The sequence below is a fragment of the Streptomyces sp. NPDC006512 genome, from assembly GCF_040611935.1.
Lineage (GTDB): Bacteria > Actinomycetota > Actinomycetes > Streptomycetales > Streptomycetaceae > Streptomyces.
This window is the reverse complement of record NZ_JBEXPG010000054.1, coordinates 1-24,873: the sequence shown is the minus strand read 5'-3', so window position 1 is coordinate 24,873 and position 24,873 is coordinate 1. Positions and strand designations below refer to the sequence as shown.

The 24,873-nt window shown below is 71.5% G+C and carries 23 protein-coding genes and 2 pseudogenes; 10 read left to right on the top strand and 15 right to left on the bottom strand.

What is annotated here, in order from left to right; all coding sequences use genetic code 11:
- Positions 1–46: 46 nt before the first annotated feature.
- A complete protein-coding gene (locus ABZZ17_RS30255; protein ID WP_356880658.1) occupies positions 47–1,849 on the top strand; it encodes a cation:proton antiporter in 1,803 nt (600 codons plus the stop codon).
- 8 nt (positions 1,850–1,857) lie between these two features.
- On the opposite strand, the gene ABZZ17_RS30250 is transcribed toward ABZZ17_RS30255, so the two are convergent.
- Entirely contained in the window at positions 1,858–3,699 is a 1,842-nt protein-coding gene (locus ABZZ17_RS30250; protein ID WP_356880656.1) for a glycoside hydrolase family 15 protein, read from the bottom strand.
- Between the two features lie 164 nt (positions 3,700–3,863).
- Between ABZZ17_RS30250 and ABZZ17_RS30245 the strand changes: the two genes are divergently transcribed.
- Entirely contained in the window at positions 3,864–5,147 is a 1,284-nt protein-coding gene (locus ABZZ17_RS30245; protein WP_356880655.1) for a DUF2254 domain-containing protein, read from the top strand.
- Positions 5,148–5,207: 60 nt separating this feature from the next.
- Here the strand turns inward: ABZZ17_RS30245 and ABZZ17_RS30240 are convergent, their stop codons facing one another.
- Positions 5,208–6,425, bottom strand: a complete 1,218-nt coding sequence (locus tag ABZZ17_RS30240) for a SpoIIE family protein phosphatase (RefSeq protein WP_356880654.1) — start codon at positions 6,423–6,425, stop codon at positions 5,208–5,210.
- Between the two features lie 186 nt (positions 6,426–6,611).
- Positions 6,612–8,039 (bottom strand): DUF2252 domain-containing protein, encoded by a 1,428-nt coding sequence (locus tag ABZZ17_RS30235; RefSeq protein WP_356880653.1) that lies wholly within the window; start codon positions 8,037–8,039, stop codon positions 6,612–6,614.
- A 302-nt stretch (positions 8,040–8,341) separates the two neighbouring features.
- On the opposite strand from ABZZ17_RS30235, the gene ABZZ17_RS30230 reads away from it, so the two are divergent.
- The 3 genes from ABZZ17_RS30230 (at position 8,342) to ABZZ17_RS30220 (ending at position 10,688) form a co-directional block, all read left to right on the top strand.
- A complete protein-coding gene (locus ABZZ17_RS30230; protein WP_356880652.1) occupies positions 8,342–8,875 on the top strand; it encodes a DUF5133 domain-containing protein in 534 nt (177 codons plus the stop codon).
- 68 nt (positions 8,876–8,943) lie between these two features.
- A complete protein-coding gene (locus ABZZ17_RS30225; RefSeq protein ID WP_356880650.1) occupies positions 8,944–10,314 on the top strand; it encodes a mycothione reductase in 1,371 nt (456 codons plus the stop codon).
- A 164-nt stretch (positions 10,315–10,478) separates the two neighbouring features.
- Entirely contained in the window at positions 10,479–10,688 is a 210-nt protein-coding gene (locus ABZZ17_RS30220) for a cold shock domain-containing protein (protein ID WP_356880649.1), read from the top strand.
- 56 nt (positions 10,689–10,744) lie between these two features.
- On the opposite strand, the gene ABZZ17_RS30215 is transcribed toward ABZZ17_RS30220, so the two are convergent.
- On the bottom strand, positions 10,745–11,254 hold the full coding sequence (locus ABZZ17_RS30215; RefSeq protein WP_356880647.1) for an RICIN domain-containing protein: 510 nt from the start codon (positions 11,252–11,254) through the stop codon (positions 10,745–10,747).
- 272 nt (positions 11,255–11,526) lie between these two features.
- Here ABZZ17_RS30215 and ABZZ17_RS30210 point away from each other — a divergent pair, with 272 nt between their 5' ends.
- Complete coding sequence (locus tag ABZZ17_RS30210; RefSeq protein WP_356880646.1) at positions 11,527–12,381, top strand: helix-turn-helix domain-containing protein; 855 nt, start codon at positions 11,527–11,529, stop codon at positions 12,379–12,381.
- Between the two features lie 36 nt (positions 12,382–12,417).
- Here the strand turns inward: ABZZ17_RS30210 and ABZZ17_RS30205 are convergent, their stop codons facing one another.
- Entirely contained in the window at positions 12,418–13,392 is a 975-nt protein-coding gene (locus ABZZ17_RS30205; protein WP_356880645.1) for a DUF4185 domain-containing protein, read from the bottom strand.
- A 330-nt stretch (positions 13,393–13,722) separates the two neighbouring features.
- Between ABZZ17_RS30205 and ABZZ17_RS30200 the strand changes: the two genes are divergently transcribed.
- Positions 13,723–14,592: a ferredoxin gene (locus tag ABZZ17_RS30200; RefSeq protein ID WP_356880643.1), complete on the top strand. Its 870-nt coding sequence runs from the start codon at positions 13,723–13,725 to the stop codon at positions 14,590–14,592.
- Between the two features lie 229 nt (positions 14,593–14,821).
- On the opposite strand, the gene ABZZ17_RS30195 is transcribed toward ABZZ17_RS30200, so the two are convergent.
- The 4 genes and pseudogenes from ABZZ17_RS30195 to ABZZ17_RS30180 form a co-directional block, all read right to left on the bottom strand.
- Complete coding sequence (locus tag ABZZ17_RS30195; RefSeq protein ID WP_356880641.1) at positions 14,822–15,142, bottom strand: hypothetical protein; 321 nt, start codon at positions 15,140–15,142, stop codon at positions 14,822–14,824.
- A 452-nt stretch (positions 15,143–15,594) separates the two neighbouring features.
- Positions 15,595–16,203, bottom strand: coding sequence for a DUF4352 domain-containing protein (locus ABZZ17_RS30190; protein ID WP_356880639.1), 609 nt, complete (start codon positions 16,201–16,203; stop codon positions 15,595–15,597).
- A gap of 132 nt (positions 16,204–16,335) precedes the next feature.
- Positions 16,336–17,292, bottom strand: a pseudogene (locus ABZZ17_RS30185) (chitinase); the annotation flags it as partial.
- Between the two features lie 174 nt (positions 17,293–17,466).
- A pseudogene (locus tag ABZZ17_RS30180) lies at positions 17,467–18,021 on the bottom strand (carbohydrate binding domain-containing protein); the annotation flags it as partial.
- A 254-nt stretch (positions 18,022–18,275) separates the two neighbouring features.
- Between ABZZ17_RS30180 and ABZZ17_RS30175 the strand changes: the two are divergent.
- Positions 18,276–18,746 carry a flavodoxin family protein gene (locus ABZZ17_RS30175; RefSeq protein ID WP_356880637.1) on the top strand — a complete coding sequence of 157 codons (471 nt, stop codon included), beginning with the start codon at positions 18,276–18,278 and terminating at the stop codon, positions 18,744–18,746.
- Positions 18,747–18,939: 193 nt separating this feature from the next.
- A complete protein-coding gene (locus ABZZ17_RS30170) occupies positions 18,940–19,770 on the top strand; it encodes a 2OG-Fe dioxygenase family protein (protein WP_356880635.1) in 831 nt (276 codons plus the stop codon).
- A gap of 109 nt (positions 19,771–19,879) precedes the next feature.
- On the opposite strand, the gene ABZZ17_RS30165 is transcribed toward ABZZ17_RS30170, so the two are convergent.
- The 4 genes from ABZZ17_RS30165 to ABZZ17_RS30150 all read right to left on the bottom strand — a co-directional run bounded on the left by ABZZ17_RS30165 (position 19,880) and on the right by ABZZ17_RS30150 (position 21,973).
- The gene (locus tag ABZZ17_RS30165; RefSeq protein ID WP_356880633.1) at positions 19,880–20,419 is read right to left on the bottom strand and encodes a hypothetical protein; all 540 of its coding nucleotides are present in this window, start codon (positions 20,417–20,419) and stop codon (positions 19,880–19,882) included.
- Positions 20,420–20,563: 144 nt separating this feature from the next.
- The gene (locus tag ABZZ17_RS30160; RefSeq protein WP_356880631.1) at positions 20,564–21,205 is read right to left on the bottom strand and encodes a hemerythrin domain-containing protein; all 642 of its coding nucleotides are present in this window, start codon (positions 21,203–21,205) and stop codon (positions 20,564–20,566) included.
- A gap of 118 nt (positions 21,206–21,323) precedes the next feature.
- Positions 21,324–21,596 carry a DUF6228 family protein gene (locus ABZZ17_RS30155; RefSeq protein WP_356880629.1) on the bottom strand — a complete coding sequence of 91 codons (273 nt, stop codon included), beginning with the start codon at positions 21,594–21,596 and terminating at the stop codon, positions 21,324–21,326.
- Positions 21,593–21,973: a helix-turn-helix domain-containing protein gene (locus ABZZ17_RS30150; RefSeq protein WP_356880627.1), complete on the bottom strand. Its 381-nt coding sequence runs from the start codon at positions 21,971–21,973 to the stop codon at positions 21,593–21,595. The genes ABZZ17_RS30155 and ABZZ17_RS30150 overlap by 4 nt, the downstream gene beginning before the upstream one ends.
- 92 nt (positions 21,974–22,065) lie before the next feature.
- Between ABZZ17_RS30150 and ABZZ17_RS30145 the strand changes: the two genes are divergently transcribed.
- Positions 22,066–22,905: an NAD(P)H-binding protein gene (locus tag ABZZ17_RS30145; RefSeq protein ID WP_356880625.1), complete on the top strand. Its 840-nt coding sequence runs from the start codon at positions 22,066–22,068 to the stop codon at positions 22,903–22,905.
- Positions 22,906–23,168: 263 nt separating this feature from the next.
- Here ABZZ17_RS30145 and ABZZ17_RS30140 read toward each other — a convergent pair whose 3' ends face one another.
- Together ABZZ17_RS30140 and ABZZ17_RS30135 are read right to left on the bottom strand one after the other, a co-directional pair.
- A complete protein-coding gene (locus tag ABZZ17_RS30140; RefSeq protein WP_356880623.1) occupies positions 23,169–23,522 on the bottom strand; it encodes a VOC family protein in 354 nt (117 codons plus the stop codon).
- An 89-nt stretch (positions 23,523–23,611) separates the two neighbouring features.
- On the bottom strand, positions 23,612–24,571 hold the full coding sequence (locus ABZZ17_RS30135; RefSeq protein WP_356880621.1) for a WYL domain-containing protein: 960 nt from the start codon (positions 24,569–24,571) through the stop codon (positions 23,612–23,614).
- Positions 24,572–24,873 lie beyond the last annotated feature (302 nt).

The window sequence follows — 24,873 nt, the reverse complement described above, 5'->3', positions numbered from 1 at the left end:
GTCGTAGAGCCCCCACCGCGCCCGTGAGGCGAGGAAGGAAACCGTCGTGAGCGAGGACGACATCCTCCTCGGCATCGCCCTGATCGTGGCCCTGGCCACCGCCTGCCAGATCCTCGCGGGCAAACTCCGCGTACCCGCGCTGATCCTGCTCCTGCCGGTGGGCTTCGCGGCGGGCGCCGTCACCGACATCATCCATCCGGACCAGCTGATCGGGGAGGAGTTCTCCGCCCTGGTCTCGCTGTCCGTGGCGGTCATCCTCTACGACGCCGGACTCGGCCTCGACCTGCGGAACCTGACGGGCCAGACCCGCGCGATGGTGGGCAGACTGCTGCTCTTCGGAGTGGCCTTCACCTTCCTGGCCGTCTGTGCCGTCGGCCCGGCCCTGTTCGGCATGTCGCTCCGGGTGGCCGCGATGGTGGGCATGATCCTCGTCGTGTCCGGGCCCACGGTGGTGGGCCCCCTCCTCCAGTACGTACGGCCGACGGACAAGGTCCGGCGCCTGCTGATCTGGGAAGGAACACTGACCGACCCGATCGGCGCCATCCTCGGAGCACTCGTCTTCCACGCCATCGCCACGACGCACCAGATCGACATCGGCCGCGGCTACCAGATCGGTCAGTTCGTCATCAGCATGGCGGTCGGCCTCGTCGGCGGAGCCGTGGGCGTCGCGCTGCTGTGGCTGACCCTGCGGGTGCTCCGGCTCGGCGAGGCGCTCGGGACGCTGGCGCAACTGGCCACGGTGATCGCGGTTTCGGCGGGGTGCGACATCGTCCGCGACGACACCGGACTCATCGCCGCCATCGTCACCGGCATGGCCGCGGCCAACATCCGCAAATTCGACATGCCGGCCCGCCGGCCCTTCTTCGAGACGCTCGTCCAGCTGATCATCGGGCTGCTGTTCATCTCCATCTCCTCCAGCGTCGCCCCGGCCTCACTGACACCCGTGCTCCTGCCCACCCTCGTCCTCGTCGCGCTCCTCGTGCTCGTGGTGCGGCCGCTGGTGGCCTACCTCGCGACCATGGGCAAGAACATGAGCACGGGGGAGCGGGCGTTCACGGGCTGGATGGCCCCGCGCGGCATCGTCGCCGCCTCCACCGCCGCGGCCTTCGCCGCGCCCCTCGTCCAACTGGGGCTCGCCGGCGCATCCAAGATCCTTCCCATCACCTTCCTCGTGATCGTCTCGACGGTCGTGCTCTACGCCCTGACCGCCGGCCCCGTGGCCCGCATGCTCGGCGTCGCCCGCCCGAACCGCACCCGGCCCCTCCTGGTGGGCGGCGCTCCGTGGGTGATCGCGCTGGGCAAGGCCCTGCGGTCGGCGGGACTCGACGTGCAGATGTGGGCGGGACAGAGCGAGGAACGCGAGCGCATCAAGGAGGCCGGGATCAAACTGGCCAGGGGGGACCTGCTGGCGACGGCCACCAACCCCAGGGCGCGGCTGGAGGGGGTCAACGCCGTCTTCCTGCTCACCGACGACGACGACTTCAACGCGCTCGCCTCCGTACTCGTCGAGGACAACGTGGAGGGGCCCGTCTACCGGGTGGGACCACCCCACGAGAGCCACGGCGTCGTCGCCCCCTACACGGGCGGCGCCGTCCTGTTCGGCGGTTCGCTGCTGCGGCACGTCCTGGCGGCACGCTACGAACAGGGCGCCCGCTTCCTGGTGCGCCCGGCCTCCGATCCGCTCCCGCCGGGACACGAAACGCTGTTCGTGGTCCGCGACGACGGCAGTCTGGAGCCGGTCGACGAGACACGGGCCGTCGTCCCCCAGGAGGGCGACCTGGTCGTGGTGCTGGCCCCCGGGCCACCCGTGCGGACCCGCCCGGCCACCGGCGGCACGGCCGTCGGCTGATCCTTCCGCTATCCCTTCCGCATGCGGTTCAAGGTGTCGTCCAGCGTGATGGCGGCATCGATCAGTGCCAGATGGGTGAACGCCTGCGGGAAGTTGCCGAGTTGCCTTCCCGTCAGCGCGATCTCCTCGGAGTACAGACCGAGGTGGTTGGCGTACGCCATCATCTTCTCCAGGACCAGCCGGGCCTGATCCGCCCGCCCGGCCCGGGCCAGGGCGTCGACGTACATGAAGGTGCACAGGGAGAAGGTGCCCTCGGAGCCGCGCAGCCCGTCGGGGGAGGCCTCGGGGTTGTAGCGGTAGACGAGACTGTCGGTGACCAGCTCCCGGTCCATCGCGTCCAGGGTGGACGTCCACATCGGGTCGTCGGGCGTGATGAACCCGACCGTCGGCATCCGCAGCAGGGAAGAGTCGAGCACAGCGCTGCCGTAGTGCTGGACGAAGGCCCGGCGCTCGGGGTCCCAGCCCCTGTCCAGGATCTGCCGGTAGATGTTGTCGCGCTCGGCCGCCCAGCGGCCGCTCTCCGCCGGCCTGCCGTGCGCCGCCGCCAGCCGCAGCGCGCGGTCGAACGCCACCCAGGACATCACACGGCCGTAGGTGAAGTCCTGGCGCCCGCCGCGGGTCTCCCACAACCCCTCACCGGCCTGGTCCCAGTGGTCCACGAGCCAGTCGAGCAGGGTGCGCAGCGAGGACCAGCCCTGGATGTCGAGGTGGATGCCGTGCTGGTGGGCGAAGGAGATGCTGTCCAGCGCCTCTCCGTAGATGTCCATCTGCAACTGTTCCGCCGCGCCGTTGCCGATCCGCACCGGGGCGGACCCCTGGTAGCCCTCCCAGTGGTCCAGGACCTCTTCGTACAGGTCGGACGAACCGTCCACCCGGTACATGATGTTCAAGGGCCCCGTGTCCGTGTCGCGGCCCGCCTTCTCCTTCACGCGGTCGCCGAGCCAGCCGATGAAGGCCCGCGCCTCCTCCGTGAACCCCAGCCCCAGCAGGGCGTACACGGAGAAGGAGGCGTCACGGATCCAGGTGAACCGGTAGTCCCAGTTCCGCTCGCCTCCCAGCTGCTCGGGCAGACCGGCCGTGGGCGCCGCCACCAGGGCGCCGGTGGGTGCGTACGTCATCAGCTTCAGGGTGATGGCGGAGCGCTCCACCATCTCGCGCCACCGGCCCGTGTACCGGGACTGGCGGAGCCACGTCCGCCAGAAGAGCCTGGTCTCGTCGAAGAGCTCCTGGAACTCGGCGACGCGGATCTCGCGCGGCGGCCCCTCCGCGGCGGACGCCAGCACCAGCCCCCGCTGCTGTCCGGCGTCGAGCGCCAGCTCGACACGCAGGTCGTGCTCTCCGGTGAGGGTGTGCACCAGCCGCTCGTCCTCCGGTTCCCGCACCACGCTGAGCGTGAGTTCCAGGTCGGCCGAGGCGAACACCGCCCCGTTCTCGGAGATCCGCAGCGTGTGGGGTGCGCGGCCGTAGTCGAACCTCGGGGCGATCTCGACCTGGAAGGTCATGCTGCCGCGCACGCACCGGAGCATGCGGACCAGGCGGTGGCGGTCGGTGGCCGTGCCTCCGGTCACCGGCATGAAGTCGACGACCTCGCCGGTACCCGACTCGGTCATGAACCGAGTGACCAGAACCGCGGTGTCCGGCAGGTACAACTGCTTCGTGGTGTACGTGGGTTCGGCCGGCCTGACCGTGAAGTGGCCGCCCTTCTCCCAGTCGAGGAGTGACCCGAACACGCTCGGAGAATCGAAACGAGGACAACAGAACCAGTCGATCGTGCCGTCCGTGGTCACCAATGCCGCGGTCTGGAGATCACCGATCAGGCCGTGGTCTTCGATCAGCGGATAGTCAGCCATGAGAGACGACCCCTTCCGACGCCCCCCAGCCAGCTTAGGCGCGGAACTCCCGGCGAGCCCGCCGGGCCGTCGCCGCCTGCGGGCGCCGGGAAGCGGCCCTACCATGGGAACGTGCGAACTGGACGGTCAGGCCGCTGCGCACCGCCGAAACCGGGGAACGGACGATGATGTCCTGGGCGGCGCGCTTCCGGTTGCGGCAGTACGCCAAGGCAAGCCTGTGGATCATCCCCCTGCTCGGACTCCTGCTCGGGGCGCTGTCCGCCGAGTGGGCCGCCCGCGTCGACGGGGCGGACTGGCTGCCGGGCGGCTGGCGTTACTCCGCGACGACCGCGAGCAGCGTGCTCAGTTCCGTCGTCGGAGCCATGGTCGCGCTGCTGGGGTTCGTCGTGACCATCGGTGTACTGGTCATCCAGCAGGCGACCGGCACGCTCTCCCCGCGCTACATGCGCCTGTGGTACCGCGACCGGCTGCAGAAGGCCGTGCTGGCCACGTTCACGGGAACCTTCGCCTTCGCCTTCTCCCTGCTGCGCAAGATCGAATCCGACTCCGTCCCCAACCTCGGGGTGACCCTGTCCGGTGTGGCCGTCGCCGTCAGCCTCATGCTGTTGCTCATCTACCTCAACCGGTTCACCCACAACCTGCGGCCCGTCGCCATCGCCGATCTGGTGGGGCGCCTCGGAGCGAAGGTGGTGGCCCGCGGGTCGGAGCGCATCCGTTCCTCGGCGGCACCCGAGGGGTGGTCCCTGCCCGCGGCCGGTCCGGTCACCCGCATCCGCTCCGAACGGGGCGGAGTCCTCCAGGCGTTCGACGCGGCGGGGCTGATCGCCGTCGCGGCCCGCGAGGACTGCGTCCTCGTCCTGACCCATCCCGTCGGGGACTTCGTACCGCCCGGCACCACCTTCGTCGAGGCGCACGGCACCTCGCCGCCCCCCGACCCGCACCGGGTCGCGGGGCTCGTCGCGTTCGGCGCCGAGCGCACCATCGAGCAGGACCCCGCCTTCGCCCTGCGCATCCTCGTCGACATCGCCATCCGCGCCCTCTCGCCCGCCGTCAACGACCCCACGACCGCCGTGCAGGTCCTCAACCACGTCGACACGTTCCTGCACGTGGTGGGCCGGGCCCGGCTCGGCGGCCGGTACGTGCTCGCCGACGACCGGGGCCGGCCGCGGCTGGTGGTGCCGGGCCGTGGCTGGGACGACTACCTGCGGCTCGGGGTGACGGAGATCCGCGAGTACGGCGTCACCTCCCTCCAGGTGTGCAGACGGCTCCGCGCCCTGCTGGAGGACCTGCTCGAAACACAGCCGGCCGAGCGTCTGACGGCCGTACGCGCGGAACTGGGCCTCCTCGACGAAGCGGTCCGCCGGACCTTCACCGACCCCGCGCGCCGCGCCACCGCGCAGACGCCCGACCGGCAGGGCATCGGTGGTGTGCGGCCTCCCCGGGCCTGACCCACGCCCGCCACCCGTCACAGCCGGACGCCGTCACAGACGAATCACCGCCGGACGCCGTCACAGACGAAGGACGACCAGGGCCGTGTCGTCGGTCATGCCGACGGGCTGGGCCAAACGGGTCAGCAGGGCGTCCGCCAGCGATTCCGCGTCGGCGGAGCGGTGCCGCACGAGGGTGGCGGCGAGCCGTTCGAGACCGGTGTCGATGTCCTCGCGACGGCGCTCGACGAGTCCGTCCGTGTACAGGACCAGCACGGAACCGTCCCGGAAGGCCGTCTGGGCCTGCGGGCGGGGAGTGTGCTCGGGCCGGGCGCCGAGGGGCGGGTCGGTGGCCGCGTCGAGGAAGACGACGGTGCCGTCGCTGTGGCAGAGCGCGGGCGGCGGGTGGCCGGCGCTGCTGTAGGTGAGGGTGCGGCTGCTCCAGTCGATGAAGACGAGCACGGCGGTGGTCGACTCGGCTCCGGTGACGGAGCGGGCGTACAGACCGAGTACTTCGAGGGCCTGCGCCGGGCCTTCCGCGACACGGGCCGCGGCCGACAGCGCACTGCGGAGCTGTCCCATGACGCCGGCCGCGCGCAGCCCGTGCCCGACGACGTCACCCACGGCGACGGCGGTCCGCCCCGGCAGGTCGGCGACGTCGTACCAGTCACCGCACACGTTCAGGGCTCCGGCCGCGGGCCGGTAGCGCACCGCGGCCTCGTGGTGGCCGAGCGGGCGCAGCGCCGGCAGCATCGCCTCCTGGAGGTGGAGGGCCACCTCGCGTTCCCGCGCGTGGGCCCGGCGCAGCCGCTCGTTGACGTCCTGGAGGTCCCGGGCACGGCTGTAGAGGTCGGACTCCAGGGCCTGGCCACGGTCCCCGCCGCTGCCTGCCCGGATCAGTTCGGTGACCTCCTCCACCCGGTGCAGCAGGAGCGCCACGCTGCCGTCGGCGGCGAGGACGGGGACGTTCACGGGGCTCCAGTACCGTTCCTGCCACACCCCCGGCCGGTCGGGGGACTCCACGTCGTAGCGTTGCAGGGCCATCGCGTCGCGCTCGCGCGTGGCCGCGACCCGCTCCAGGGACGTGCGCAGGTTGCGCACGCCGGTCGCGGCCGGATCACCCGGATTGTCGGGGAAGACGTCGAAGAGGTAGCGGCCGACGAGCTGCTCACGGGTGCGGCCCGACAGGGACAGGTAGGCCTCGTTGGCGTCCACGTACACCAGGCCGGTCGTCAGCAGCGCCACCGCGCTGGGCAGGGCGTGGAAGACCGCCGGGTAGTCGATCTCCGATCCGTTCACGCTCCACCTGCCCGCGGGCCGCCGCTTCCGGTCATGACGTCGCTCCCACGATAGGGCTGCGGCGGGCGAGGGGCGCGCCGTCACCCTCCGGCCCCGGGCCGCCCGGCGCGGATGCCCGGTACACCGTCTCGTGGGACCGGTCAGTCACCCCGGGCGCCGATACCCCGGGCGCCGCCACCCCGCCGGTCAGCCGGTGAGCTCCTCCGCCGGCAGGCGTCCCGTGCGCACCGCGTCCAGCAGCGCCCGGTGGTCGCTCTCGTTCTGGTCGGCGTACGCCTCCGCGAACGTGACGAGGGCCCGGTCGAAGGAGTCCCCGCGGCCCAGGTAGGACGCGATCGCGATCCGGTCGCCGGACCGCGCGTGCGCGCGGGCCAGCGTGATGCCGCAGACTTCGCCGAACGTCTCCAGCTGCCTCGGCGACATCGTCTCCGGCATCGCGATGCCCTTCCAGTCGCGCAGCTGGCGGATGTAGAAGTCGCGGCGCTTGCCGTCGATCCCCTCGACCCGTTCCCAGCCGAGGAACATGTCGCTCGTCGCCTGCATCAGCCGCTGTCCCGCGACCACGCGCTCACCCTGGTTGCGGTACTGGCTCGCCCCGACGTGGTCGGCGAGGACGGAGGTGTCGGCCTCCTTGGCCTGGAGGAAGAGCGGGTCCTCGCCGTCCCGTCCGAGGAGCAGGAAGATCCAGCACCGGGTACCCACGCTGCCGACCCCGACGACCTTGCGGGCGACGTCGACCAGCTGGTAGTCCGCCAGCAAGTGGCGCCGGTCGGACGGCAACGTGAGCCCGTACCGGTCGATGAGCGCCCTGAACTGGCGCTCCAGCGTGGTCCGCTCGGCGTCCGGCAGCAGATCGGCCATCGGTACCAGCAACGGCGGGTCCGCCGCGATCATCGGCCTGCCGTCGACGAGCTGCGTGAGCTTGCCGAACACCTGCAGGGTGTCCCGGGCGCGGGCCTTCGCCAGCGCGCGGTCCAGCTTCTTGCGGCCCTTCTTGTGGAGGCGGCCCGTGGTCAGGTCCTTGAGACCGGTGTCGTTGATCTTCGTGTACCAGACGTCGAGGTTGCCCATGCCGGCGAAGCTGATCATCGCTTCGCGGTACGAACGCACGGTGCCGCTCACGATGCGGGCGCGTTCCGCGTCGTCGAAGCCGTTCGCCCGGCCGGCGATGACGAAACTCGCCGACAGGCGCTTGACGTCCCACTCCCAGGGGCCCGGCAAGGTCTCGTCGAAGTCGTTGATGTCGAACATCAGCTCCCGCTCGGGCGACGCCAGCAGCCGGAAGTTCAGCAGGTGCGCGTCTCCGCACAGCTGGGTGGTGATCCCCGAGTCGGGACTGCCCGCCAGGTCGGAGGCCATGATCGCAGCGGCGCCCCGGTAGAACCGGAACGGGGACTCGGACATCCGCCCGTAGCGGATCGGCACCAGCTCCGGCACCCGGGTCGCCGACTGCGCCTCGAGGATGCCGAGGGGGTCCCTTCGGCTCGAAGAGGGCTCGTACGCGGCGTGTCCCGACCGCGGTGAGCGGCGGCGGGCTTCCTTGCCGAGTGCGGCGCGCTCCGCGGGGGTGGAGCGAAGTGCCGCGCGCATCGCCGTGGTCGCGTGCTGGGGCATCCGGGGCCTCCTGCCTGGCTCTCTGACCGTCGAGCCGCCCACGGCACCGCGTCGGGCTGACGGCGGGGGTGCCGGGCGTCCGCGAGCGCCGGGATCTTCCTCCAACCGTAGATCCGTCCCTGGTACCTCGCATGACAGGGCCGGGATCCGCAAGACAGGGCCGGATCCCGCTCTGGGGCGCGGCGGTCTTGTTTTCTTGTGCGGCTAGCCCCCAGTTGCCATGTGTATCAACGCACTTGGCGCGGAATACCTTTCATACGCGGATTGTCGCGCCCCCCTGCCTTGGAATGAAGGGATCACTGATGTCTCCTTCCGGAATCCGGCGTCCCCGCCCGACTGCCGTCGCCGCACGGCCCGACGGGCGTGACGGGACCGGCGGCGACCTCGTGGAGGCGCAGACCGCGTCGGCGGTGGGGATGCTGATGGCCATGACGCCGTGTTCGGCCCGGGACGCGCACCTGATCCTGGCCGCCGCGGCGGACCTCGCCCGCACCACCCCCGAGGCCCTGGCGTCGGCCCTGGCCGCCGGAGCCCGGGGAACTCCCGTCCCCCGGCGCGTGGAGCGGGCGGTGCGCCGGGCGGTGCAGGCGGCCCGCGCCCCCGCCCCGCCCGGGCAACGGCCTCGTGCCCTCACGCCGGCCCGGACCCGTACCGAGGAGGCCCTCACGCGGCTGCGCGCCTGCCAGGCCCGTCTCGCGGCAACGCCCGGGGATCCCGCGGCACTGAGGGAGATGGACGACGCCGCCTACACCTTGTGCGTCCTGATGGGCCGGCCCACCGCCCACGACGCCGTCCTCGCGGCACTGGAGCACCTCGCCCCGCCCGCCGCCGCATAGCCGCGGCCCGGCACGGCGCCGCGTGCCGTTCGCGCGTACGCCCGGCATGCGGGGGTACGTTCCGCCGCATGCGTACTCATGACCTCGTGATCATCGGAGCGGGCTCGGGCAACGCCGTCGTGGACGACCGGTTCTCCCACCTCGACGTGGCCATCGTCGACGAAGGGCCGTTCGGCGGGACCTGCCTGAACCGGGGGTGCATCCCCAGCAAGATGCTCGTGCACGTCGCGGACCTCGTGGACGGGATCCGCGACGCCGGACGGTTCGGCGTCGGGGCACGGCTGAGCGGCGTCGACTGGTCCGCCGTCCGCGAGCGGGTGTTCGAGCGGCTGGACCGGCAGGCCGCGGAGGGGGAGCAGGGCCGTCGCGACTCCCCGAACATCGAGGTCCTCAAGGGGCACGCCCGCTTCACCGGGGACCGTACGCTGACCGTCGGAAGCGGCGCGGACGCCGTCACGATCCGCGGCCGACAGGTCGTCGTCGCCACCGGCAGCCGCCCGACCGTACCCCCACCGGTACGGGAGTCCGGGCTGCCGTACGAGACCTCCGACACGGTGATGCGCGTGCAGCGTCCGCCGCGCCACCTGGCGGTGCTGGGCGGTGGCTACGTCGCCGCCGAACTCGCCCACGTCTTCCACGCCGCGGGCAGCCGCATCACGGTCATCGAGCAAGAGGACACCCTGCTCTCCGCCCAGGACGAGGCGGTCGCCGCCGCGTACACGGCGATCGCCGCCGACCGCTACGACGTACGCACGGGCACCGCGCTGACCCGCGTCGAGGGGCGGCCGGGACAACTGCGCCTGGTCCTGGACGACGGCGGCGCCGTGGAAGCCGACACCCTGCTCGTCGCCGTGGGCCGCACCCCGAACAGCGACCGGATCGACGCCGCACGGGCCGGGATCGACCTCCACGACGACGGCCGGATCGTCGTGGACGCCTTCCAGCGCACCAGTGCCCAGGGGGTGTTCGCCCTCGGCGACGTGTGCACGGACTTCCCGCTCAAGCACGTGGCGAACCGGGAGGCGCGGACCGTGGCGCACAACCTGCTGCACCCCGGCGACCCGGTCCGCACCTCCCACGAGGCCGTCCCCGCCGGGGTGTTCACCCGCCCCCACATCGCGCAGGTCGGCAGGACCGAGCAGCAGTGCCGGCAGGAGGGCCTCGACTACGCCGTTTCCGTGCGCCGCTTCTCGGACACCGCCTACGGCTGGGCCCTGGAAGACGGCACCGGCTTCTGCAAGGTACTCGCCGACCGCGGCACCGGACTGCTGTTGGGCGCCCACGTCCTGGGTCCGCAGGCCGCGAGCCTGATCCAGCCGCTCGTGGTGGCCATGAGCCTCGGCATCGGCGCCGGTGAGCTCGCGCGGACACCCCTGTGGATCCACCCCGCGCCCACCGAGGCGGTCTCGAACGCACTGCTCGACCTGGCCCTGGACTGAACCTGGACCCGGGCACGGGCGAGGGGCAAGGGCAAGGGGTTACACCCGATCGGCGGTGTCCGGCGGGCGTGGTCGGTGCGTGCCGTCACAGCATGGGGGTGAAGGCCGCCCCGCCCCCGGGGACGGGGGTGGGGCGGCGTAGACCCGGTCGGGGAGCGTGCCGCATGCCCGATGAACGGTTCACAGGCTTCGTCCAGTCCTACAACCGAGCCAGAGGCTACGGGTTCATCCTTCCGCTGGGGCGGCAGGAGCCCGTCTTCGTGACGCGGGACGCCTTGGAGGGCCCGACCCCGTCACTCTCGGAGGAGCAGCAGGTCACCTTCACGATCGAATTCCACGAGGGACGCCTGCACGCCCGGCACGTCCTGCCCTGACCCGCCGCACGGAGACCCGCCGCGCGGACCGTGGGGCGGAGCGCCGGAGCCCGCCGTCAGCGCCACGACTGCTGCGGAGAGCCGTTGCAGTTCCAGAGCTGGACCCGTCCGCCGTTGCGGTTCTGGTTGGTGTCGTGGTCCAGGCACTTGCCGTTGTACTTCAGCACGATCGAATCGTTGGGGCCCCGGTACCAGGCCTGCTGAGGCTGGCCGTTGCAGGACCACAGCTGCACGTTGCCCCCGTTGTTGTTGATGGTGTTGGTGTCGGCGTCCAGGCACTTCCCGTTGAAGTCGATCTTCAGTTCACCTGACGGGTGCAGGGTCCAGCGCTGGTTGGCGGCGTGGTTGCAGTCCCACACCTGGGCCCGCGCCGGGTTGTTGTTGATGGTGTTCGTGTCCGCGTCCAGGCACCGGTTGCTGAGCTGGACCCGGTAGACCACGCCGGCGGCGGCCGCCGCCGGGGAACCGGTGCCGGCGCCCACGGCGCTCTCGGTCGTGGTGAAGGGCAGGAGCACGAGCGCGAAGCCGGTCGAGAGCTTCTTCGCCGTAAGGGAGTTGAAACGCATCGCGGTACGGGCCTTTCGGTCAGGAGTCGGGCCGGCGCCGGGCACACCCGTGCCGCACGAAGCGGGGGAGGGGGAGCCGCGTGCTTCACCACGTGGGGTGAACCGCCGACTGGATGCTCCGAGTTTGTGGCGGTCTGGGCAGGCTGGCAACCTTGTCCCTGTTGCTTCGCCTATGTCGGGATCCCTACCCTGCTGACCTGCGGGGACAGACGTGTCCCGGGACAGGACGGGCGACCGGGACGCTTCGGCGAGCCGCGGGGGAGAGGGTACGGATGAGCCACCTCGACGGCACGGACCGGCAGGTCACGGCCGCCCGTCGGCTGGGCGACGCACTGCGCGCGCTGCAGCAGCGGTCCGGGACGACACTGCGGGCCCTGGAGCAGCAGGTGCTGATCAGCGATTCCTCGCTGTCGCGTTACTTCCGTGGGGCCACGGTGCCGCCCTGGCCCGTCGTCCGGGACATCTGCCGGGCCCTGGACACCGATCCCACGGCGTACCGCGTGCTGTGGGAAGCCGCCGACGCCGACCAGAACCGTCCGCCGTCCGGCCAGGGCACCGGCCCGGACCGTGCCCCGTCAGGGTCCGTTCCCGCCCCCTCCCCGGAGCCGGGCGGGCCTTCCGCGCCTTCGGTGGCCCCGGAGCCCGGGTCTGCCGGGCCCGGCCCGGTACCGGTCGTCGCCCGGCGCTGGCCGTGGGCGGTGGCAGGCCTGCTGACCGGTGTCGCGCTGGGGGTCGCGGCCGTCCTCGCGCTGACCTCGTCGGAGGCTCCCGAAGCCGCCCGGGTCTTCCGCAACAAGGCCACCGACGCCTGCCTCGACGACAGCGTGGAGGGCCTGCGGGTATGGCCCTGCAACGGATTGCGCTACCAGGAATGGGAGTTCCGCCCGTACGGCGACGGCCCCGGCGACCTCCGCAACCGGGCGACCGGCGCCTGCCTGGACCACGACGGGACAGCGCCGCGCGCCCGCTCCTGCGACCGGTCCGCCGCCCAGGGATGGACGCTCACGGGCCGCGCCGACGGCTCGGTACAGCTCCGCCACCTCGCCACGGGAACCTGCCTGACCGGTGGCCCGGGGGCACCCGCCGCCGGTCCGTGCGACGGCTCGGACCCGCAGCGCTGGACCTGACCCGTCCGGCGGGCCGTCCGGCGGGCCGGCCACCGGTCAGGAAGCCGGCGGCCCGCTCAGCCCCCGTACCCGGAACTGCATGACCCGGTACGGCCAGCCCCTGTCCGTACGCCACTGGCTCACCGTCAGGTGCAGGTCGTCCAGGCGGGATCCCGGGATGACGTAACCGCCGTACGGCTGGCCCACGTGCGTGTCGTCCTCCTGGCCCCAGGCCGCGCCGCGGATCAGGGTGTGCCGGTACGAGCCGGCCGGTCCGGCGGTCGGCTCGCGCATGACGAGGGCTTCGATGCGGGCGTCGGCGGCATTGAAGCAGACCAGCACCCAGTACCCGTCCAGCAGCCGCAGGCACAGCTCGCCGAAGCCGCCCTCCAGCACCGGCGTGGGCGCGTTGCCCCAGCCCCAGGCGCCCGCGCGGTACCCCCACCCTTCGTAGGCGTCCGGCTCGGCCAGCACGTCCGCCCGCACCCGGTGCAGCAGGACGGGCCCGGTCCGGCTGAAACCCGTCGAACAGACGTAGACGTAGCCGTCTGGCCCGAGAGCCCACGTCAGCGACTGGAACAGGCCGCCGTGCGCGTTCCCCGGGAACCGGGCACCGGTGTGCCGCCAGGTCGCTCCCGAGTCGTCGGAGCGCCAGATCTCGCTCCACACCACGCTGCCCCACCCCCGGTGCACGGTGACGTGGAGGAAGAGGGCTCCGCCGATGAGGACCACGTCGGACGGCAGCACGGTGCTGAACAGCGGGTTGTCGTGCTCGTACGCCCACAGCTGGCGGGCGTGTTCCCCGCCGACGGCTCCCGTCCAGACGACACCCTCGTCGAGGCGGGCCGTCGTCGCATACAGGCCGACGGGGGAGCGCCACCAGCCGCCGCCCACCCGGGCCTCCTCGAAGGTGTCCCCGAAGACGAAGAGGGTTCTGCCGTCGGGCAGGGCGACCGGGATGCCCAGGTCCGTGGCCTCCATCCGGAACCGGGTGGTGAGCCCGGGGCCCGTCAGGTCGCGCACCTTCGTCACCCGCGGCGCACCGTCGGCCCCATGAGCGCCGCCCTGAGCGCCCCCTGGAGGGCTGCCGCCGCGGCCCGGACCGGCCGGGAGCGCACCCAGTGCCGCAGCGGCGGCCGCCTTCAGGAACGTCGACCGGCGAAGCCCCGGCCCCCGTGCGAGCGTCATGCGAGGACAACAGCGGAAGCGGGCCCCGCGTCACGCCCGAACGCCGCCCGGCCGGGGAGAACGCCTCGGGTCCGGAAGCACAAGATCGGCAGGGCCTACCGATTCCGGAAGCGGGTGCGGTATCCCTGAAGAGCGGCCCCGATCGGGGGCGTTCCCGCTGGAAGGAGAACCGCCGTGGACGACTGGTACGTGGACGACCGTTGCTTCAACTGCGACGTCGCTCGACAGTTGGCGCCCGATCTGATCGGCGAGGTCGACGGAAGGTCCGAGGTCCTGCGCCCGCCGCGCGACGAGGCGGAGACGCGGCGCTTACACGCTGCCGTCTTCGCCTGCCCCACCCGCTCGATCCGCCCCGTCTCCGGGCGGCCGGACCAGGGGCTCGATCCCTTTCCGATGAAGCTGGACAGTGGCGTACTGCTGTGCGGGCACAACTCACAGCACACCGCCGGGGCCAATTCCTACTTGCTCCTTCGGCCCTCCGGCACGGTCATGATGATCGACACGCCGCGCTGGAGCCGTGGACTCGCCGACCGCTACGCGGAATCGGGTCCCGTCACCGATGTCCTGCTCACCCACCGCGACCACGCGGCACACGGCCGCCACTACGCGGACCACTTCGGCGCCCGGCTGTGGATCCACGAGGGTGACCTCGACGCCGCGCCGGACGCAGACCGGGTGATCCGGGGTCTCGAACCCCTGGAGATCGGCGAGGGAGTCACCGCCCACCCCCTGCCCGGCCACACGCAGGGCAGCGTGCTCTACCTCGCGGATGACCGGTACTGCTTCAGCGGGGACAGCTTCTACTGGTCCCGTACCACCGGTGACCTGGAAGTCGCGGACAGCGTGACCTGGTACTCCATCGAGGAGTTGGGCACCTCCCTGGCCCGGGCGGCCGAACGGCTGAAGTTCGAATGGGTCCTGCCGGGCCACGGCGACCGCCGCCGGCTGCCCGCCGACGACATGTCGAGGAGGCTGAGCGCACTGGCAGGGCGCACCCGCCTGTTGCGGCCCCGGCCGGTCGACTTCACCGCCGTCCGCTGGTGAAACGGCGGCCGGCCCGAGCCCGCGGATCCGCGTGATCGTCGCGACGGCGCGACGACGTGCGGAGCACTCTCGGCCCCCGCTCGAACTCCGGGGTCAGCTGCCGCGGGCGAGAGCGGCGCAGACCCTCCCCGGAGGCCCGCACCCAGCGGTGCTCCCGTGAGGCTGCGGTGGGGGCCCGGGCCCACACGGCCCGGGCCCCCACCGCTTGCTCTACTTCACCGTTTCACCGTCAGTCCGTGGGAGTCGACGGGATCCCCGAGGGGTTCTTCGTCGGGACCGGCGTGTAGGTCGGGGCCGGCGGGGTCGACGGGTTCTTCGTCGGACCCGCTGTGTAGCTCGGGGTCGGGACGGGCGTGCAGGTGGGGTCCACCGTCGGGACCACCGTGGGGGTCGGCTGGACCTCCGTGGGGTTCGCCGTCGGGACCACCGTGGGGGTCGGCTGGACCTCCGTGGGGTTCGCCGTCGGGACCGGCGTGGTGGTGGCGCCGGTCGTCGGGACCGGCGTGGGGGTCGGCGTGGAGGGCGGCTCGGCCTCGGAGGAGTTCGCCATCGGGATCGTGATCGGGGTGCGGCTGGGGGTGGGGGCCGGCGTGGACGTGGGGTTCGTTGACGGGACGGGCGCGCGGGTCGGAGTCGGCGCGCACGTCGGGCTCGGCGTCGGAGCCGGAACGGTGGAGGAGGCCTGGGCCATCCCCGTCGCGAGGGCGAGGCCGGTCACCAAGCCGGATGCGGCAACAGCAAGTGTGAGTCGTCGGACTCGGCGAGTACGCATGTGGGTCCCCCCTGGTCAGTATGTCCGGCAGTGTCGCCAAACATGATCAAGAAGAGCCAACACTGCCCGTCGCCGACCCGCAACAGCCTTCTAGCGGCACCGCCGCTCTGACCCCCTACCACCGAACTGCCCCCGCACCCCTCGAACCCCGCCGCCCCGGCCAGGTGGTGCTTCGGGCGAGGCCGGGACCGAGCCTCTCCGGTGGCCGGGACGGGTTTCCGTACCTCGGTTCAGGAGACGCTGCCTCGATGGTTCTCGCGGCCGAGCAGCCCGTCCTTGTACGTGACCGTCTTCGCGGTGAACGCGCCCTTGCCGGTGATCACCCCGGTGATGTTCTCGCCGGGTGCGAGATCGACGGTGTCGATCTGGCCCTCATCGACAGCGAGTTCAGCAGTGTGCTTCCCGCCAGTGTTGTCGGTGATCGAGAAGTACAGCGGGTTGATGCTGATCGTCTTGGCCGAGTTGTTGGTGACGGTCACCGACACGCTGGTGTACTTCTCGTCGCTGCCCTTCGAGAGGACGTTCGGCTTGAAGTCTGTCTTCTTCGCCGTGACGACGATGGGCTGCTGGTTCTTCCCCGCAGGGGTGTCGGACTCGCTCTCCAGCGCCTTCGCGGCAGGCGATGACACGGCTGCCGGCGGCGCGGCCGCCTCCTTCCCGTTCTTCCCGCCGTCCGTCCCGCCCGCCAGCGCTCCGGCGATTCCGATGAGCACGATCACGCCGACGACACCGAGGCAGGAGAACCCGATGATCTTCCCTGTTGGAGACTTCTTCGGCGGCGGCGGGTACCCGTACCCGGGCTGCGGTGGCTGTTGGGCTGGCGGGAACTGGTTGGACATGGGACCCCCATAGGGACAGGTGTGAACGAGTCACGCTATGGGGACATCGCCGCCTGGGAGGGGCTATGCCCGAACTGTGACATTCGGACATGCTTTCCCCTCTTCTGTGAATCGTTTCAGCATGCTGGGTCGTCAACGACCCTGTAGGTGCTTGACGTTGTCGCCGAAGGTCCAGCCCTTTGAGCCGTCCCAGTTGACCGACCAGGTCATGAGGCCCTTGAGCGAGCCGCTGAAGGCGTTCCACGACTGGCTGACCAGGCTCGGAGTCATGTGGCCGCCACCCGCACCCGGCTGGGCGGGCAGGCCGGGCACCTGCTTGTCGTAGGGGACCTTGACGGTGGTGCCCTGGATGGTCAGGCCGTTGTTCAGGCAGGTGGTCTGCGCGGTGAAGCCCTGCACCGTACCGGCCTGGTAGGAGTCGCCGGAGCAGCCGTACATGCTGCCGTTGTAGTACTGCATGTTCAGCCACCACAGTCGCCCGTTGTCGGCGTACTTCTTGATGATCGGCAGGTAGGAGCCCCAGATCGACCCGTAGGTGACGCTTCCGCCGGTGACGTACGCGGTTTCGGGGGCCATGGTCAGTCCGAACCCCGCGGGCATCTGGGCCAGCACGCCGTCGATGATGCGCATCAGGTTGGCCTGGGAGGCGGACAGGGTGTTGATGTTGCCGCTGCCGGTGAGGCCGGTCTCTATGTCGATGTCGATCCCGTCGAAGTTGTACTTCTTGAGGATCGGGACGACGGTCGCCACGAACCGGTCGGCGACGGCGCTGGAACTCAGGTCGATGCCCGCGGCCGCGCCACCGATCGACATCAGGACCGTCGCTCCGGCCGCCTTGGCCTGGCACATCTCGGCGGGGGTCGCGACCTTGACGCCGGCGTCCATGCCGTCCTGCCACAGGACGGTGCCGTCGGAGAGGATCACGGGGAAGGCGGCGTTGATCACGTTGTAGCCGTGTGCGGCGATCCGGCTGTCCGTGATGGGGATCCAGCCCAGGCCGGGGTGGACGCCGTTCGCGGCGCCGTCCCAGTTCTCCCAGTACCCCTGCAGGACCTTGCCGGACGGCTTGGGCTTCGTGGGGCACGTCTCGCCGGGCGGCGGGGTCGTGGGCGGTGCGGTGGTGGGCGGCGGGGTCGTCGGGGGCGGTGTGGTGGCCGGGGGTGTGGCGGTCGGTGTGGCGGTCGGTGTGGGGGTGCTGCCGCCGGGGCCGACGAGCGACACGTCGTCCGCGTGGTATGAGGGCTGTCCGTACCAGCCGTGCAGGTAGACGGTCACGGAGGTGGTGTTCGGGCCGGTGGTGAAACCGACACTGAGCCGACCGTACGACGGGCTGTTCGGAGTCCAGGTGGACTGGGCGCCGGAGATGCCGGCACCGGTGGCGCCCAGGTAGACGTAGCTGCCCTGGACGTAGGCGCTCAGCGTGTACGAGGAGTTGGGCTGCACGCTGACGGTCTGGCTGCACTGGGCGTGGTCGGAGCCGGTCGGCGTGGCCTTGAGGGCGGCGGCGCCCGAGTGGACCGGGCTGCCGACGGCGGAGCCGCTGGCGCCTGAGCACGTCCAGCCGGAGAGCCCGTTCTCAAAACCGGAGTTGGTCACGGGCTCCGAGGTGACCGCGCCTGCCGATCCGGTACCGGACACGGCGATGCCGGCGCCGATGAGGGCGGCGGCGCTCACCCCGGCCAGGGAACGCGCGAGGGCGGACGCTCCGCGCCGGGCGCGGCTGGTCGCGTACACCCGGCCCTCGTTGCCGCGGCCGGAATCCTGTGGAGGGCGGGCGTCGCCCGTGGGGCGTGGGGTGCGCGACCGTCGACGGAACATGCTGTGCTCCCTTCCCGCTGGGCGTCGTAGGCATGGCTGACTGACTGACGCGTGGGGTGCGACGCCCGGCTCCGGGTGAGGTGGGGACAGGTGGGGCTGTGCCGGTCCGGATCGTATGAGGGGCGGAGAGGTCGGTCAATAGGTATGGACCAATAGCGAGAAGTGCGGCTCGCCGCCACCACCCGGCCGGGCGGTGTCACGTTCTGGGCCGCTCGCCTGTCGTACATGCAGGAGCCGGAGAAAGGACCGTCAGGATGAAGACCGTCATCGTGTGCGCCTCCGTGTCGCACGGCAATACCCGTCGTATCGCCGAGGTCGTGGCCGAAGTACTGGGCGCGCGTGTCGTCTCCCCGGAGGAGGCCGACCCGCTGGAGCTGGCCGACGCGGACCTGCTGGGGTTCGGGTCGGGCGTCTTCTACGGCCGGTTGCACCCGCATCTGACCGATTTCGCCAAGGCGCTTCCCGACCGGCGGGGCCGGGCGTTCGTGTTCGCCACGAGCGGGCTGCCCGAGCTGCGGCCGACGCCTTTCACCCGTCGGCTGGTCGGGCTCCTCGAAGGGAAGGGCTTCGTGGTGGAGGGCACGTTCTCGTGCCGGGCGTTCGACACGTGGACGCCCTTCAAGCTCGTGGGCGGCATCAACAAGCACCGGCCCGACGCCGGGGACCTGGCTGCCGCGCGGGCGTTCGCCGAGCGGCTGCGGGACGGGGCCGGGCCGGTGTCCTGATCCCTGGTGTCAGGGGCCGGTCGGCGACAGCGCGGCCGGCCGGCCCCTCACATCAGGTGACGGGTGAGCACGGGCGAGCCCGCCGCCGCGGGTGTGGACCCGGACCCGCGGGACGCGCGGCAGCAGGACTGCCCGTAAGGTCGGCAACGGCCGCCGGCGCCACGGGCCCGGTGGTGACCTGTGGGAGGAACACGTGGAAAAGGCTGAGCCCCGGAGGCGTTCGCACCCTGATGCGGAGGGTCCGGGCGACGGCGCGGACGGTCTGCGCGAGCGCGGGTTCGCCCGCTACGGAGCCGAGCGGCTGGGCATCCTCCCGGCCGGCTCCGCCGCAGGGGACCTGGCCAGGATCCGGGAGGTCTGCGCGGCCATGCCGCCCGACCCGTACGCCCCGGGAACCAACCGGTTCCGTCGGTACTCCCATGCCGTGTACCTGCCGTGGAAGGACGAACTGTCCTGGATTCCCGGAACCCCCGACCCCGTGCACGGTACGGTCACCGACTTCTCCCAGGGCCAGGACGGCCCCGATCGCCCGCGGACGCGGCGCGTGCTCCCCGACATCCCCGAGGCACTGCGCGGCAACCCCCTGCTGCTGCGCCTCCTGCGCTGGGACATCGAGCAGGTCCTGTCCCTGAAGGACCTGGGGCGACGGCCGCTGTGGGCCGGTGTCCACCTGATCAGGCTCGGCGTCGACGGTCCGGGCCAGGAGGCCGTCTCCTCCCCGAACTGCTTGCACCAGGACGGGGGTTCGGCCGGCACGTTCACCTTCGCCCACCTGATCAGCCGAACCAACGTCACCGGCGGGCAGAACGTCATCGCGACACCGGGCAGCGCGGGCCTCCAGCCCGAGGACCCGTGGGCGGACATCCACGCCGAGTTCACCCTGACCGACCCGCTGGACGGCTACGCCGTCCACGACCACAGGGTCAGCCACTACGTCGCCCCGGTCCGCGCGGGCTCCGGGCGGGGGCCGGGCGAACGGTCCATCCTCATCGTGGGCATCGCCCCGTACGTCCCCCAACTGTGACGTGGACACACCTGCACCCCTCACGTGAACCCCGGCACCGTCGCGTCGGCGAACCAGCCGTCGTTCGTGAAGCCCCACAACGGCAGGCCCGCGTCAGGCTCGCGGCAGGTCAGATCCGGCAGCTGATCGGTGAGCCGTCGAGCGCCGATTCCGCGGACCAGCTGAACCAGGTGCGGGCGTCCACGCCCAGCAGAGCCGCCGGAGCTGGCCCCTCTCCGTAGATCTCGCTGAGCACGTCAGGGGTTTCGAAGGCGAGGACGATGCTCGGCCGGCCGGCGGATTCGAAGCAGAAGACGGCGGTCCGGCCGTCAGGCCCCGTGTCCAGACCATCCACGGGCCGCCATCCCGACGCGGGCGCTTCCCGGCCGTAGTACGCCAGTACTTCCTGCCGGGTCCCGCCGTACGCGTAGAGCCGCCCCGCGGAGAGCCAGGCGTCCGCCGTGTCTTCGACGCAGGAGGCCCCGGCCCATGGACCGTCGACGGACACGGCCCCCTGCGGACGCAGCGCCAGTGCGGGCAGCTCGTCGAGTTCGGCCACGGACTGCTCGGTTCGCTCGCAGGTGGGGAACGGGGGAAGGAGCGAACATCCGCTCACGCCGCTCCCCACGAGGAGGACAGCCAACAGCACCCGCACGGCAAGCATGTTCATGGCGAGATTATGACCCCTGTCCGAAAGTCGCACCGCCGCCCCCTGGAACTCGCGGGTGCGCGCGCCCGGGCCGTACTTCGAGACGACGCGCAGGCGTGCCTTCGTCGGCCGGCGGACCGCAAGACGGCGGTTGGTGAGCGCGCGTCAGGTGGTCACGCGCGCATTCCAGCGGTCGAGCGCCGCGTACGCCGGGATCCACCGGGTGGTGCAGGCGGCGTACTCGGGAGCGGACAGCCGGGCGAGGAGCCTGTCCGCCGTCAGTTCGTCGGCGCCGTCCAGCAGCCACGGCAGCAGCAGCGGCGCGTCCTCGTCGACGCGCTGGGCGTGGACCCGGCTGAAATGCTCCCACTGCCGGGCGGTCAGCTCCCGCTGGATCAGCGGGAGCGCCGCCTCCTCCTCGTGCTTGAGGTGTCCGGCCAGACCGCGGGTCAGCGCGTCGGAAAGCTGGCCCAACCGCAACGGGTCCGGGTCGCGGTCGGACACCGCGTCGTCGATGGCCCGGATCACCGGGTTGATGGCGGCGTGCTCGGCCTCCATCACCTCCAGCAGCGCCAGGTCCTGCGGCCGGCCGGTCAGACTCTCGCGCAGCGACGGCCACAAGGCGTCGTCTTCGGCCCTGTGGTGGGCACGGAGCGCCTTCTTGAACAGCGTCCACCCGGCAGCGGTGGCCAGCACCTGCCCCGGGTCGAGGTCCGCGGCGGTGGTGACGCGGTCAAGATGGGCCAGTTCCCGGCGCAGCGCATCATGCATCGCGTACATCACCGTCAGGTCGAGGGCGACGCTCATGGGGAGTTCAAGGAGGTGCCGACGATGCGGGGATACGTCATCCCGTCCGGGCGTACGGACGGGGGGTCTTGCGCGCGTGACTGCATAACTCAAACGATCTTGCGGGTCGCGCGCATGATCAAGGCCGAATCGTGCGCGGAACGATAACCACCGGGTTATCGATGAAGGGCCGGGCCGGTGGCGACGACCGCGGCACGGTGCAGGGGAAGGCATCCCCAGGCAGGTCATCGCCCCGGAAGTCCTCGGAGAGCTCCTCCAGGAACGGGGCCAGGTCCGCGCCCCGGTTCCAGGCCGTCACGCCGTCCAGGCGGGCGCTGAGACCGGCCGCGCCGGCCTCGACGGCGTCGTGCACGCAGTATTCGTCCTCGGCGAAGAGGCCGAAGAACCTCACGGGGGCGGCGCGCCGCCTTCCGGCGAAAGCCGCCGTGTGATCCGGTCGAACAGTTCCGTCAGCGGCTCGCCGACGTCCCGGCCGAACTCGGTCAGCCCGTAAGTGACCTGCGGCGGCGTCGTCGGTTCGACCTCCCGCCACACCAGGCCGTCCTGAACCAGTGCGCGCAAGGTCTGGGCGAGCATCTTCTCGCTGATTCCGTGGATGCTCTCGCGCAGCTCATAGAACCGGAGGTCGCTGCTCCGCAGGGAGATCAGCACCCAGATGCCCCACCTGCTGGTCACGTGGTCGACCACATCGCGCGCGGGGCAGTCGGTGTGAAACACGTCATACCGCTTCTCCGTCGCGGCCCGTCTGGTCTGCGCGCCTTCTTCCATGTCATGAACTTACCTCAAGGTATGTCCTTACTAAAAGTAAGCCCCTGCTCCTAGCGTGAAGGCCACACAGGACATCCGAGAAGGAGCTGCTCATGATCGTGGTGACCGGGGCCACCGGGAACATCGGCCGGCCGTTGACGCAGGCACTGACCGAGGCGGGCCAGGAGGTGACGGCCGTGTCACGGCACGCGGCGGCGGTGCCGAACGGCGCCCGCCACGTGGTGGCCGACCTGGCAGAGCCGTCCGGCTTCAAGCCGGCACTGGCCGGGGCGAACGCGCTGTTCCTTCTGCTGTCCGGCGACTTGCACGCCACTGGAGCCAACCCTGCCGACATCATCGGCGAAGCTGCGGCCAGCGGGGTCCGCCGGGTCGTCCTGCTCTCCACGCTGGGCGTGGTGACCAGGCCCTCAGGCCGAACACGGATCGCGATGCGCGCGCTGGAGGACGTGCTGCGGGACTCCGGCCTGGAGTGGACCGTCCTGCGGCCGGGCGGCTTCGCCTCCAACGCCCTGTGGTGGGCGGATTCCGTCCGTACGCGACGGGTCGTCGCCGCGCCCTTCGGCGACGTCGGGGTGCCGGTCATCGACCCGGCGGACATCGCCGCGGTCGCGGCAGCCTGCCTGGTGGATGACCGGCACACCGGCGGCGTTTACGAGCTGACCGGCCCGGAGGTGATCACTCCGCGCCGGCAGGCGGAGGCCATCGCCGCCGCGCTGGGCTCCCCGGTGAGGTTCCACGAGCTCACCCGGGACGAGGCCAAGACCGCCATGACCCAGAGCATGCCGGCCGAGCTCGCCGACGACACCCTGGACATACTCGGTTCCCCGACCCCGGCCGAGCAGCGCGTCAGCCCGGACGTCCAGCGGGTCCTCGGCCGAGCCCCGCGCCCCTTCGGCGACTGGGCCGCCCGGAACGTCGCCGCGTTCCGCTGAGACCGGTCAGCGCCCCCGACGAGGAGCGACACGTGGGCGCAGCGGTCCGGCTCCCTGCGACCGGAGCACCAGAATGCCAGAGGGGGACGTGCTGCCGCTCGGCCCGTACGTCTTCGACCGCGACGCCTACGAGGAGGCCCTCGGTCACCCTGGCGACGAGGAAAGGGATCCGCTCGACCTCATGCCGTAGCGAACGGAGCCTCAGCGTCGGGCGGACCCCAATCGCTCGGAGTCGAGGAATACCGTTCGCCTCAGAACCGCCGTCAGGCGGGCTGCCACAGTTCGACGCGATTGCCCTCGGGGTCGGTGACCCAGCCGAACCGGCCGACGCCCTCCATGTCTTCGGTCTCGCCTGCCACGTCCGCTCCCTTGGCGCGCAATTGCGCGAGCATCGCATCCAGGTCACGGACACGGAAGTTGAGCATGGTCCGCTGGGCGCGGGACCCGAAGTAGTCGGTGTCGGACTCGAACGTCGCGAACACCGTCATCCCGGCTTCCTGACGCCACAGGCCGTTCTCGTCGGCGTCCAGGCCCAGACATTCGCGATACCACGCGCCCAGGGCCGCCGGGTCCGCCGCCCGCATGAAGTACCCACCGATTCCCAGCACACGTTCCATGCCGTCATCGTGCCAGCACCGCGGCCGGGCGGGGGGAGACGCGCGACGTGGTGCGCGCTCGGTGTCGTCGTCGAGCCTGCCGGGGGTCGTCAGCCGGTGGCGTGCAGGGTGCGGCGGGCGGTGGCGCGGAGGTGGTCGAGGACGTCGGGGTCGGCGTCGAGGGCGTAGTCGGCGGTGAGGCAGGCCAGTGTCCGGGCGATGCGGGTGAGGGAGTCGTCCGAGGCGTCGACGACACAGGTGGCTTCGTCGACGGGGCGGATGCGGGCGGTCAGGTAACGGGTGTGGGTGCGGACGTGGTCCGCGGACGCCCGGACGGTGGCGACGGCGCGGTGACGCGTGGGGGCTCCGGAGAGCTTCTCGGCGACGAAGGCGGCAGGGTCGTCACCGGGCAGGGCGCGGGCGGGGACGCGATGGCCGGTGACCGTGACGCCGGTGATGCGGTCCAGTCGGAAGACGCGCCAGTCGTCCCTGCCGGTGTCGTGGGCCAGGAGGTACCACAGGTCGCCGGAGGCGACGAGGTGCTGCGGTTCGACCCGGCGTGGAGCGGTCGTGCCGGCGCGGGTGGTGTAGTCGAAGGTGACGATCTCGTGATCACGGCAGGTGACGGCGAGGGTGGACAGGAGGGCGGGGTCGGCGCGCGGGCCGCGGGTCTCCCAGACGATTCCGCTCATCGACTGCTGGAGCGCGGTGACCCGCGTGCGCAGGCGGCGGGGCAAGACCTGTTCGAGTTTGGCGAGGGCGCGCAGGGCGGTCTCCTCGATGCCCCTCAGGCCGCCGGCCGCGGTGCGCAGGGCGACGGCGATGGCCACGGCTTCGTCGTCGTCGAGGAGGAGTGGCGGCAGGTCGGTGCCGGCGGCGAGCCGGTAGCCGCCGGCGTGGCCGCGGGTGCTGTCGACGGGGTAGCCCAGGTCGCGCAGGCGGTCGATGTCGCGGCGCACGGTGCGGACGGTCACCTGAAGGCGGTCGGCGAGGTCGTCGCCGGACCACTCGCGGCGGGTCTGTAGCAGGGACAGCAGTCGCAGCGTCCGAGCCGTCATGTCGCTGGTCATGGCCCCACTATGACCGGGTCAGAGGACAGTCTGTGTCCTTGAAGGGTCAGAATGTGGTGCCATCCGACCGCAGCAGGTCGGTCGCAGTTCGCGGCACTGGTGACGGGGAACGCGGTTTCGAAGCCTTCGCGATCCGCGGACCGGCCTCCGCCGTCCCGGGGTACGCGAAGACGCCCGGCGGGGGTGTCCCGGCCGGGCGTCTCGCGGTGTGTTCTCGGGTCCGCTGGTGGCTCAGTACCAGTGGTGGGTCTGCCAGAAGTTCCAGGCGCCGACGGGGCTGCCGTAGCGGGAGTTCATGTAGT